Source organism: Kribbella hippodromi (genome assembly GCF_039531045.1).
Classification (GTDB): domain Bacteria; phylum Actinomycetota; class Actinomycetes; order Propionibacteriales; family Kribbellaceae; genus Kribbella; species Kribbella hippodromi.
On sequence record NZ_BAAAPH010000015.1, the window covers coordinates 72,850 to 84,873 of the forward strand.

General features: G+C 67.2%; 8 protein-coding genes. 3 read left to right on the forward strand and 5 right to left on the reverse strand.

All coding sequences use genetic code 11. The annotated features are described in order from the left end of the window. Positions 1-160 precede the first annotated feature (160 nt). From ABD260_RS22840 to ABD260_RS22850, 3 genes are all read left to right on the forward strand, one after another. The gene (locus ABD260_RS22840) at positions 161-3,625 is read left to right on the forward strand and encodes an NACHT domain-containing protein (protein WP_344236107.1); all 3,465 of its coding nucleotides are present in this window, start codon (positions 161-163) and stop codon (positions 3,623-3,625) included. 93 nt (positions 3,626-3,718) lie between these two features. After that, on the forward strand, positions 3,719-5,014 hold the full coding sequence (locus ABD260_RS22845) for an alpha/beta hydrolase (RefSeq protein WP_344236109.1): 1,296 nt from the start codon (positions 3,719-3,721) through the stop codon (positions 5,012-5,014). Further along, positions 5,011-5,820, forward strand: a complete 810-nt coding sequence (locus ABD260_RS22850) for an SGNH/GDSL hydrolase family protein (RefSeq protein ID WP_344236111.1) — start codon at positions 5,011-5,013, stop codon at positions 5,818-5,820. The genes ABD260_RS22845 and ABD260_RS22850 overlap by 4 nt, the downstream gene beginning before the upstream one ends. Positions 5,821-5,830: 10 nt before the next feature. Here the strand turns inward: ABD260_RS22850 and ABD260_RS22855 are convergent, their stop codons facing one another. From ABD260_RS22855 to ABD260_RS22875, 5 genes are all read right to left on the reverse strand, one after another. Further along, positions 5,831-6,904, reverse strand: coding sequence for an ABC transporter ATP-binding protein (locus tag ABD260_RS22855; RefSeq protein WP_344236113.1), 1,074 nt, complete (start codon positions 6,902-6,904; stop codon positions 5,831-5,833). An 11-nt stretch (positions 6,905-6,915) separates the two neighbouring features. Then, positions 6,916-7,956 (reverse strand): ABC transporter ATP-binding protein, encoded by a 1,041-nt coding sequence (locus ABD260_RS22860; protein ID WP_344236115.1) that lies wholly within the window; start codon positions 7,954-7,956, stop codon positions 6,916-6,918. Further along, on the reverse strand, positions 7,953-9,005 hold the full coding sequence (locus ABD260_RS22865) for an ABC transporter permease (protein ID WP_344236117.1): 1,053 nt from the start codon (positions 9,003-9,005) through the stop codon (positions 7,953-7,955). The genes ABD260_RS22860 and ABD260_RS22865 overlap by 4 nt, the downstream gene beginning before the upstream one ends. A gap of 70 nt (positions 9,006-9,075) precedes the next feature. After that, positions 9,076-10,854 carry an ABC transporter substrate-binding protein gene (locus ABD260_RS22870; RefSeq protein WP_344236119.1) on the reverse strand — a complete coding sequence of 593 codons (1,779 nt, stop codon included), beginning with the start codon at positions 10,852-10,854 and terminating at the stop codon, positions 9,076-9,078. A gap of 56 nt (positions 10,855-10,910) precedes the next feature. Then, positions 10,911-11,903, reverse strand: a complete 993-nt coding sequence (locus ABD260_RS22875; RefSeq protein ID WP_344236121.1) for an ABC transporter permease — start codon at positions 11,901-11,903, stop codon at positions 10,911-10,913. Between the last annotated feature and the right edge of the window lie 121 nt (positions 11,904-12,024).

Consider the following 12,024-nt stretch of genomic DNA (forward strand, 5'->3'; position numbering starts at 1 on the left):
GCTGGAATCTAGGAGCGATCGCGAGGCGGCACAACGCTCATCGTTCGACATTGTCGAACGACCGGAACCTGCGACGAAACGTACTCGCCGAGGCGGCGCGAACCGGTCGCCGACTGTAACGTTTGGCCCTCGTTTCCATCTCGCCCGAGGAGCACCGGTCGTGGCTCTGTCCCCGTACACCTTGTCTCCGTACACCTTCCGCGGCGCGCTGGCCGTCCTGGACCTCGACGACCGCACCCGGTCGGTCCTGGAGCGCGTCTTCGGCGCGGCCCTCTTCGCCGGTGCCGGTGCCGCGGCCGTGGCCGGTGGCCCAGTGGCCGGCCTGACCGCCGCGGCCTGGCTGTCGCTGACGGACCCCAAGAACGAGACCGTGAGCCTGCTCGACTCGGTCGTGAGCCAGGTGGCCAAGCGGCTCCGCGGCACCAAGGACAAGGACCAGCTCGAACTGATCGCCGCCGCCCACACGATCACGACCGTGTCGTCGTTCTTCGACGCGCTGCCGCAAATCACCGGGCCGGCGCACCGGGACCTTGCGCTCACCGACCGCGAGCGGCGCCTGCTGTTCGACGTGCCTGGATCGGAGCACGACGACCTGTTCGGCGCGACCGTCCCGATGTCGTCGCCGGCGCTCGGGCTCGACGCGAACCTCGAACGCAACCTCCGGCCGTACTACGAGCGGCTCGCCGCCCGCTGCGTGGAGTTCCTCAGCGGGCTCGAAGCCTGGAACCAGAACGACCCCGCGCCACCGGCCGCCGTACAGAACGCGATCGTCGACAGGGCCGTGTGGCTTTACCGGAGCCGGATGCTGGAGCTCGGCCGGTCGGCGCCGTTCAGCCTCTGGGTGATGCTCAACGAGCACACTGCGACGCGGGAGATCATCCACAACCACACGTCAGCGCTCGGCGAGCTTCGTACGCTGCTCACAATGGCGCTGCCGGGCAGCCGGCCCGGGCGGAACAGTTACCGCGAGCAGTTGGAGTTGGTGGCTCGGGAAGTGCTGGACGAGCCGCTGCTGCGTACGCGAAATCCGGCCGTCGCATCGCCGACCGTCCGGGACGGGTTCGTCGAGCCGTCGTTTCACTACGCCGTCGCCGACGAGCACTCGCGCCCGACCGACGAGGAGTGGTGGTCGGAGCAGCCGGAGGACTCGTCGCTGGTCGAGTACCTCGCGAGCTACCTGGCCAGTCCGGAGGGAGCGCAGTTGCCGTTGCTCCTGCTCGGGCATCCGGGCGCCGGGAAGTCCCTGCTGACCGAGGTGCTGGCCGCTCAGCTGCCGGCCGATGCGTTCGCTGTCGTACGGATTCCGCTTCGGTCGGTGAATCCGGACGACGACCTGACGAGCCAGATCAACACGGAGTTGCAACGTACGCTCCAGCGGCCGAACGCGGCTCTGGAGGACCTTCGCGAGGAGTGTGCGTGCGGGTCGTGCGCCGACTTGACCTGTACGCATCGGTGCCGGCTGGTCGTATTGCTCGACGGTTTTGACGAGCTCGTCCAGGCGACCGGCGTGACGCAGTCGGCGTACCTGTCGAAGGTCGAGGCCTTTCAGAAGCGCGCCCGGACACTGGGTACGCCGACCGCTGTGATTGTCACGTCCCGCACGGTCGTGGCGGATCGCGCGGAGATCGCGCCCGGTACGCCGATGATCAAGCTGCGGGAGTTCGACCGGCCGCGAATCGAACGGTGGCTCGAACGGTGGAACGCCGCGCATCAGGGCGTTGCTGGTTTCGTACCGCTGGATGCGGACGAGATGACCGACTCGGAGCAAATCAGCGAACTCACCTGTCAGCCGCTGCTCTTGCTGATGCTTGCGGTGTACTTGGCCGAGCTCGGCACGAATCAGCTGAGCGGCGCGAACCTGACGCAGAGCGAGCTGTACCAGCGCATCATGGACCGCTTCATCAGCCGGCAAGTGGTGGAGAAGTCGGCCCCGGATCAGACCGCCGCTCAGCAGGCGGTCCTGCAGCGCCGGCAGCGAAGGCAGCTCCAATATGCCGCCTTCGGCATGTTCAACCGCGGCCGGCAACACATCACCGACGCCGAGCTCAACGCCGACCTGACCGCGCTCGACGAGCCGGCCGCCGGCTCCCTTGGTGTGCAACCGCTGACCTCAGCTGACCGGGTGCTCGGCGAATTCATGTTCGTGCACAATCCGCGCGCCGACCGGGAACAACGCAGCGCGTACGAGTTCCTGCACGCGACTTTCGGCGAGTTCCTGGTCGCCGAGCTCATCCTGGATCTGCTCGTCCGGCTGATGCGCCACCACGAACTCGAATCCACTGACCTCAACCCGCAACCAATCGCCCTCGACGACACCCTCCTCCGCCGCCTCCTGGCGCACCAACCAATCAGCACCCGCACCCCGATCCGCCTCTTCATCACGGAGCTGGCCGACCGCCTCCCCATCGACCAGCAACAATCCCTCCGCAACACCATCAGCGAACTCCTCCGCCGAGAACTCCCCCGCCCCGACCTGGGCGATCCCCTCTACCACCCCCTCCCCTACGACCCCGTCCGCCGCCGAGCGGCGTACACCGCCAACCTGACCATCCTCCGAGTCAGCTTGGACAAGCACCCGGTCCCGGTCCTGAAACTCGTCGACCCCGACTCGGCAGGCGACCCTTGGCGATCACTTGTCCGCCTGTGGCGCGCCGGCCTGGACACCACAGCGTGGGCGACACTCATCGGGGTCCTCGACGTCGGGTACCCCGTGGAGCAGCCGCCATGGTGGGAGTTGCGGTTGCAGCTCCGGACCGAACGGGCGCAGAACCTGGCAGTCGGTGAGGCAGAACTATTGGGCGACCGCCAGCGAGAGGCGGTGCTCCGAGTCGGTTACCTGGCTGCCGGCATCGGGAACGGGAAGTGGCGCGCCGCCGACGTAGGAGCAATCGAACAGATCGCGGCCATCGACATCCTCAGCTCCGCCCGACCGCAATCCGATCGGGTGCTTCCGTACGACTACGAGTGGTACAACAATCTCCGGATCACGCTCGCCGATCAGCCGGCCATCAATCACAACGTCAAGCGCACGCTGCTGGCGTTGCTTGCCAACCGTGCCTCGCGCATCCCCGCCGGCCTCGTTGCCGAGTTGCTCGCTCACACACTTCGGCCGCCAACGGCAGGGACGAACCGCGAGACCGAGTTGGCAGCCATCGCGACAAGTCACCCCAACCTGCTGGTCGACGTGCCCGGGCTCAGAGAGCACATCGTCGCCGTCGGCTCACACATCGCCCCGGCGGTGGTCGCCGCGCTCTGGCTCGCCGAAGGCCGCGCCGACGGAGCCGAACGAGAGCAGTTGCGGCAACTTCGAGTCGAGACCGACGCCCGATACGCGCGACGCCCGTTGACCGGTTGTCAGTCGTCCCATTTCACGCCTGACTTCGTCACCTACCTGCGGGTCGAGCAGCCCCCGCATTGGACCCGGCAGCGACCGGTTCCGAACATCTTTGCCGGGCTCAACAAAGCGGCTCTCGCCACCATCGCGCCGGTGGACGCGCTCTACGTCGCGGAGACCTGGCGGGAGTACGCCGGGGAGTTTGTGCACGAGTATCTCCGGGCCCGGAACGTGCACTGGGGTGCCGGGACCGACCTGTACCAACTTCTGGGGAAGCTGGCGCGAAGCTGAGGGGACGCTGAGTCTGCTCAGTTGGTGGTTGCCAACCTATCCGTGATTCTGGGCGTCTGGGGGTTGGGTCCACTGGACATTTCGGAGGGTTGGATGAGCGTATCGCTGCTTGGGGGATGGTTTCCGGCGATGCTGGATGTGCTGGCCGCGGGGGCTTTGATTGCCGCGGTGGGGTGGCGGAACAGGAACTGGCGGTGGCGGGCGGTTCCGCTGATCGCGGGTGCGACGTTGCTGCTGACCCTGCTCGCGGCGTACCCGGGTGCGAAAGCGGCCGGGATCACCGATCCGCTGCCGTTCTCCGTCTGGTTCTGGTTCGGGATCGCGATTTCGGCACTGATCGTCCTGGCGGCGGGGTGGCGTACGGCGCGCTGGTGGCGGCGCGGTACCGCGGTTGTCGCGGCGGCGCTCGCTGCCCTGGTCTGCGCGAACGGCGTCAACCAGTTCGTCGGGTACTACCCCACCATCGACTCCGCGGTGAACGACTGGACCAACGCGCCGCTCCCGGGCCAGGTCTCGATGGCCGGCCTGCGCGGCGGCGCCAGCGTGAAGGTGCCCGCGGCCGGACGGCTGGTCGCCGTGAACATTCCGGACACGTACAGTCACTTCGGCCACCGCCAGGAGCTCGTGTACCTGCCGCCGATCTGGTTCGTGAAGAGCGCGCACCGGCACCACCTGCCGGTGGTCGAGCTGATCGGCGGCGAGCGTGGCGGACCGGGCGACTGGGTCCGGCTCGGCAACGCGGTGCAGGTCTCCGACGCGTACGCCCACCTGCACCACGGTTTCGCCCCGATCCTGGTCTTCGCCGACGCCACCGAGCGGTTCAACAACGACACCGAGTGCGTGAACGGGCCGAAGGGCAACTCGGCCGATCACCTCGACCAGGACATCCCGAAGTACGTCGAGAAGACGTTCGGCGCCTCCAGCGACCCGCATGAATGGGCGGTCGCCGGGTTCTCGATGGGCGGCACCTGCGCGCTCGATCTGGTCGTCGAGCACCCGGACGTGTTCAACCACTTCATGGACATCTCCGGCGACCTCGCTCCGTACACGAGCACCCCCGCGGCGAGCCTGCACGATCTGTATGGCGGTAATGTGGCTTTGGAGAAGGCGAACGAGCCGCTGCTGGTGATGCGCGCCCACGGCAAGTACACGGGAGTGAACGGGTTGTTCCTGACCAGCACGCAGGAGCGCCGGCACCAGCGCGAGGCCAACGAGCTCTCGAAGGCGGCGGCCAAGGTAGGGATCTGGTCGCGGGTCGAGGTCTCGCCCGGCACGCACGTGTGGCAGTTCGCGGCTCCGGCGTTCGCGACCGCTTATCCTTGGCTGGTCAGTCAGTTCGCTCCCCCTGCCGGGCGGCACCACGAAACGAGGCATACGAAACCGGCGTGATCAAAATACTGCGACGGCTCACCACCGGCTTGCTACTGATCGTGATCCTCTCCGCGCTGAACGCGGGCGACACGGTCAGTGAGGTCGACCTCGCGCAACTGCAGACCCCGGGCCTGATGAACGTGGTCGCCCTCGGCGACTCGGTCACCTCGGGCACGAACTGTAACTGTTCAGCGTTTCCACAGATGTACGCCGACGCGCTGCAGGCGAAGCGCGGCAAGCCCGTCCACGTCGACAACCTCGGCGTCGGCGGACTGGACTCGGCCGGCCTGCTGCAGAGCCTGAACCAGGACGACTCGACCGCCGAGGTCGCGACCGCCCGCGCCAGTGTGGTGCTGCTGACGATCGGCGCGAACGACTTCGGCGACCACCACGACGACGTCACCAGCGGCCAGTGCACCTCCGACTGCGTCGCGGACGAGTTCGAGCAGCTGACCGTCAACCTCGGCAAGATCCTGGACCGGATTCACGTCCTCCGAGATCACCTGCCGACCACGATCCTGATGACCGGGTACTGGAACGTCTTCAAGGACGGCGCGGTCGCCCAGCAGCAGTACCCGGCGAGTGGCCGGGTCGCGAGCGACCAGCTCACCGTGCGGACGAACGACGCGATCGCCGCGGCGGCGCATGCGGACGACGCGACGTACGTGGACATCTACACGCCGTTCGAGGACGACGCGACGAACATCACCGCGCTGCTCGCCCCCGACGGCGACCACCCGAACGCGGCCGGGCACGCCCTGATCGCGCAGATCCTGCTGAACGCGACGCCCAGCCACGTGAAGGCGGCAGTCCACAAGGGCTAGGCGCCGTTTGTCAGGTCGCCGGCGCGGTGTCCTGCTTCGCCGCCGGCGCGTCCTGGTTCTCCGGGAAGTGACACGCGGTCTGGTGCCCCGGCGCGAGCTCGATCAGCGGCGGTTCCTGGGTCTTGCAGATCTCCTGCGCCTTCCAGCACCGGGTGTGGAAGCGGCACGCGGGCGGCGGGTTGATCGGGCTCGGCACGTCGCCCTGCAGCCGGATCCGCTCCTGCTTACCCTTCCGCTTCGTGTCCGGCACCGGCACCGCGGACAGCAGCGCGACCGTGTACGGGTGCATCGGCCGCTCGTACAGGCTGACCCGGTCCGCGAGCTCGACGATCTTGCCGAGGTACATCACCGCCACCCGGTCCGACACGTGCCGGACGACGGACAGGTCGTGCGCGATCATCACGTACGTGAGATCGAACTCCTCCTGCAGGTCCTCCAGCAGGTTCACCACCTGCGCCTGGATCGACACGTCCAGCGCGGACACCGGCTCGTCCGCCACGATCAGCTTCGGCCGCAGCGCGAGCGTCCGGGCGATCCCGATCCGCTGCCGCTGACCGCCGGAGAACTCGTGCGGGTACCGGTTGTAGTGCTCGGGGCTCAGCCCGACCAGTTCGAGCAGTTCCTGGACTGCCTTCTTCACGCCGTGCTCGGTCTTCACGTGCTGCAGCCGGAACGGCGCGCCGACGATCTTGCCGACCGTGTGCCGCGGGTTCAGCGAACCGTACGGGTCCTGGAAGATCATCTGCACGTCGCGGCGCATCGGGCGCATCTTGCCCTCGCCGAGGTGGCTGATGTCCCGCCCTTCGAACCGGATCGTCCCGGAGGTCGGTTCCAGCAGCCGGGTCAGCAGCCGGCCGGTGGTGGTCTTGCCACACCCGGACTCCCCCACCAGCGACAGCGTCTCGCCGCGGGTCACGTTGAAGGTCAGGCCGTCGACCGCCTGCACCGCGCCGACCTGCCGCTGCAGGATGCCCTTGCGGATCGGGAAGTGCTTGACGAGGCCGTCGACCGCGAGCAGCTCCTCGCCCAGCTCCGGGACCGCCGGAGTGGGTTCGGGCGTCGAATCGGTGTCAGTAGTGGTCACAGGAGTCCCGTTCACAGCTTCGGCTTGATGTCGTTCTCCCACGCCTGCCGGCGATTCTGCGGGGAGAGATGGCAGGCGACCATGTGGCCGTTCCCGGTGTCGAGCAGCTCCGGCCGCTCGGTCTCGCTGGCACCGTTGTTCAGGTGCGCGTAGTTGCAGCGCGGGTTGAACGCGCAGCCGCTCGGTACGTTGATCAGGCTCGGCGGCGTGCCCTTGATCGGGATCAGCCGCTCGGTGCGCTCCCGGTCGATCCGCGGCATCGAACCGAGCAGACCCCAGGTGTACGGGTGCTGCGGCCGGTCGAAGATGTCTTCGGCGGTGCCGTACTCGACCGCGCGGCCGGCGTACATCACCTGGATGTCGTCGGCGAGCTCGGCGACCACGCCGAGGTCGTGGGTGATGATGATGACGGCCGAGTTGAACTCCCGCTGCAGGTCCCGGATCAGGTCCAGGATCTGTGCCTGCACGGTGACGTCCAGCGCGGTCGTCGGCTCGTCCGCGATCAGCAGGTCCGGGTCGCAGGACAGCGCCATCGCGATCATCGCGCGCTGCCGCATCCCGCCGGAGAATTCGTGCGGGTACGCGTCCACGCGCTTGTCCGGCTGCGGGATGCCGACCCGGTCGAGCATGTCGATCGCGTGCTTGCGGGCGACCTGCTTGCTGACCGCGTTGTGTACGCGGTACGCCTCGATGATCTGTTTTCCGACCGTGTAGAACGGATGCATCGCCGACAGCGGGTCCTGGAAGATCATCGCCATCCGCTTGCCGCGCAGCAGCCGCACCTCTTCGCGCGACGAGCTGACCAGGTCCTGCCCGTCGAGGAAGATCTGGCCGCTGATGTTCGCCACGCCGGGCTTGTGCAGGCCCATGATCGACAGGCTGGTGACGCTCTTCCCGGAGCCGGACTCGCCGACGATGCCGAGCGTCCGGCCGCGCTCCAGCTTGAACGAGACGCCGTCCACCGATTTGACCAGTCCGTCGTCGGTCGGGAAATGCACCCTCAGGTCGCGGACGTCGAGGAACGCCTCACCACGCTCAATGGTTTCGGTCATGAGATCCGCACCCTCGGGTCGACGACGGCGTACAGGAGATCGACGATCAGGTTCGCCAGCACGATGAAGAACGCGGCGACCAGCGTCACGCCCAGCACCTTCGGCAGGTCGTTGGCACGCAGCGCGATCACGGCGTACTGACCGATGCCCGGCAGCGAGAACGTGGTTTCGGTCAGGATCGCACCGCCGAGCAGCAGGCCGAGGTCCAGGCCGAAGATGGTCAGGATCGGGGTCAGCGCGGACCGCAGGCCGTGCTTGATGATCACGTCCCGTTCGGTCAGGCCCTTGGCCCGGGCGGTCCGGACGTAGTCCTCGTTCATCGTCTCGAGCATGCCCGCGCGGGTCAGTCGCGCGTACGCCGCGGCGTACAGGAACGCGAGCGTCACCCACGGAAGGATCAGGTCGTACGCCCACCAGATCGGATTGGTCTCGTCGAGCGGGTTCGTCCCGCCCTGCTGGGTCCAGCCGAGGTTGTAACTGAAGATCGACAGCGACAGCAGGCCGGTGAAGAAGATCGGCAGCGAAACCCCGGCCAGCGCCACCGACATCAGTGATCGATCCAGGACCGACCCACGTCTGAGGGCCGAGATGATGCCGGTGCCGACGCCGGTGACCAGCCAGATGAAGGCGGCACCACCGGCGAGCGACGCGGTCACCGGTATTCGCGCGACCAGGTCCGGCCAGACCGGCTGCTGGGTCAGGAAGGAGTACCCGAAGCACGGCGCGGGGCAGTGCTCGGTGGCCGGACCGTAGTTGTAGTCCTGGCCGACGACCAGGCCCTTCACGAACCGGCCGTACTGCACGTAGAGAGGATCGGTGAAGCCGAGCCTGACTGCGGTCTCGTGGACCTGCTCCTGGCTGGCGCTCCGGCCGACATAGCGGGACGCCAGATCGTCGGCGGTGGCACCGCCGAGCTTCGGGACCATGAAGAAGATCGAGAACGTGACTGCCGTGACGATGAAGAGCAGGATCACTGCCCCGATCACCCGGCGGATCAGATATGCGAGCACCGTGCGCGGCGGTGGTGGCCGGGGATCATCGCTGATCACCGGCCACCGTCAGCCTTCACCTACCTCTGCTGGCGACAATGATGGTTGAACAGGGCAACCACTTGGGCAACTACTTCTGCGCGAGCCCGATCGCCGCGTAGTCGTACATGTTCTGGCCCTGGTTGGAGAACACGTTGGCCAGCGTGTCCGGCCGGTACAGCAGGCCCTTGGCCCAGATGCCCGGCAGCGCCGCTGCCTGCTCCATCACCTTCTTGTCGACGTCCACCCAGAGCTTGTTCCGGGCGGTCTCGTCGGTGGTGGACATCGCCTGGTCGATCAGCTTGTCGACCTCGGGGATGCGGATGCCCAGGTTGGTGTTACCACCGGTCGCCCGGATCACCCGGCTGTCGACGATCTGGCTGAGGAAGCCGAAGCCGTCGTTCCAGTCCGCGCCCCAGCTGTAGACGATCAGGCCGAGCTTGTTCGCCAGCGCGAAGTCCGGCTTGCCGGCGAACCGCTTGGTGTAGTCACCGGTCGGGTACGGCTTGGTGGTCAGCACGATGCCGGCCTTCGCCAGCGACTGCTGCAGCGTCTCCGCGACCGCCTTCTCCTTGGCCCGGTCGGCACGGTAGGCGATGTTCATCGGGAAGCCGTTCGGCTGACCGCACTGCTTCAGCTCGTCCTTGGCCTTCTGGACGTTGCCGTTCTTGTCGGTCTCGAAGCCGTAGTCGTCGAACTTCTCCGCGCCGGTGATCGACGGCGGCATCAGGTTGGTGGCGATGTCGCCACCGATCGGTCCGCCGTACGCGCGCTGGTAGCCCTCGTGGTCCGCGGCGTACAGCACGGCCTTGCGGCAGTGGATGTTGTCCAGCGGCGCGACCTGGCTGTTCAGCACGGTGAAGTTCAGCCGCGGCGCCGGCACGTTGTCGGCGTGCGCCTTCAGCTTCGGGTCGGCCAGGATCTTCGCCTGGGTCTCCGGCTGCACGCCGGTACCGGCGATGTCGACGTCGAGGTCACCGGCGATCAGCCGGTTGTCGATGTCGGTGCCGTTCACGTTGAACGCGACGGTGATCTTGTCCGGCAGCGCCTTCCGGCCCGAGTCCGGGTCGGTGGACGCGTCGTACTGATCGTTGCGGACCAGGCTGATGCCCGAGTTCGCGTCGTAGCTGGCGAACTTGTACGGGCCGGTCGAGATCGGGTGTTCCTTGTACTTCGCTCCGGTGTCCTTGGCCTGCGGCACCGGAGCCGTCGACGGCAGCTGGGCGAAGTAGTCGAAGCTGGAGAACGGCTTGTTCAGGTGGAAGACGATGGTCTGGTCGTCCGGCGTCTCGATCGCCTTCGCCACCCCGGCCAGCGTCTTGTCCTTGTAGACGCTGTAGCCCTTCGGGACGTCCAGCAGGAAGTCATTGAAGTAGGTCGGGCCGTTCGGCAGCGTCGCCTTGTCCAGCGACCGCGCCACCGCGTACTTGACGTCCTTCGAGGTGACCTCGGTGCCGTCCTCGAACTTCACACCCTTGCGGATCTTGTAGGTCCAGGTCTTCGCGCCGTCACTCGGCACGCCCGGCGCCTCGGCCAGGTCCGGTACCGGCTTCGCGCCCTCGGCGCCCGGAGCCGCCTTGAACGTCATCAGCGGCCGGACGTAGTTCCGGACCAGGTTCCAGGACAGGCCGTAGTAGGTGTCACCGGGGTCGGTCGAGTCCCAGTTCTCGGTGATCGCCATCCGCAGGGTGCCACCCTTTTTGTCGCTCGGGTTGAACACCTTGTCCACGGCCGCGTTGAACTCGGGAGTGGCGCCACCGCCGCCGCTGTTCGAGCCCCCCGACTGCGCCTTCGGTCCACCACAAGCCACCAGGCTCAAGGCGACGGCCGCACTGACGGCGGTGGCCGTCGTGATGCGATTCCATCTCATCTCTTGTTGCACCCCTTTATTCGTGAGAGCCCAGGCTCCCTGGTTGGAGAGAAGACCTACCGCGATCGCGGATCGAGGGCGTCGCGCAACCCGTCGCCGAACAAGTTGAAGGCCAGCACGGTCAGGAAGATCGCCAGCCCGGGCGGGACCATGTACATCGGGTCGACCTGGTACCAGTTCGCCGCGTTGGAGAGCATGTCGCCCCAGCTGGCGGTCGGCGGCCGGACCCCGACACCGAGGTACGACAGGCCGGCCTCGAACAGCACGTTGGTCGGGATCAGCAGCGTCGCGTACACCAGGATCGGGGCGATCAGGTTCGGCAGCAGCTCGGTGAACAGGATGTACGGACGCCGGGCGCCGAGGCTCCGGGCCGCGTCGACGAACTCCCGTTCCCGCAGCGACAGCGTCTGGCCGCGGATGATCCGGCCGATGTACGGCCAGCTGAAGAAGCCGATGATGAACACGATCAGCGCCACCCGGAGCGCGTCGCCCTTCAGCCCGAGGATCGAGTCCGGCACCACGCCGACCAGGGCGAGCGCGAACAGCACCAGCGGGAACGCCAGGAAGATGTCCATCAGCCGGCTGATCAGGGTGTCCACCCAGCCGCCGAAGTACCCGGCGGTGATGCCCAGCACGACCCCGATCACCACCGACAGCAAGGTGGCGAGGAACGCGATCAGCAGCGAGATCCGGGCGCCGTACAGGATCCGGGCGAAGATGTCGCGGCCGTTCACCGGCTCGACGCCGAACGGGTGACTGGCGCTGATCCCGCCCAGCTTGCCGATCGGGATCTGCAGCGACGGGTCGACCAGGTCCTGGTGGAAGTCGTTCGGGGTGACGCCGACCAGCTTGCAGATCAGCGGCGCGAAGATGCCGACCACGATCAGGAACAGCACGAAGATGCCACCGGCGATCGCGATCTTGTCCCGCTTCAGCCGCATCCAGGAGATCTGCCAGAGCGACCGGCCCTCGATCTTGCCGGCACCCGCCAGCAGCGCCTCCGGCTGAGCGGACGACGCCGCGGGATCGACCTCGAGTGGCGCGCTCACGCGATCTGTACCCCTACCTGGTGTGGGTGAACCGGGACGAAATCCGGCCTGACTGCCGCCTTAACCTGCCGCCATTACAGCGCGGAGTCAAAGGCAGAAAGACCTGCGTTGCGCGATCGTG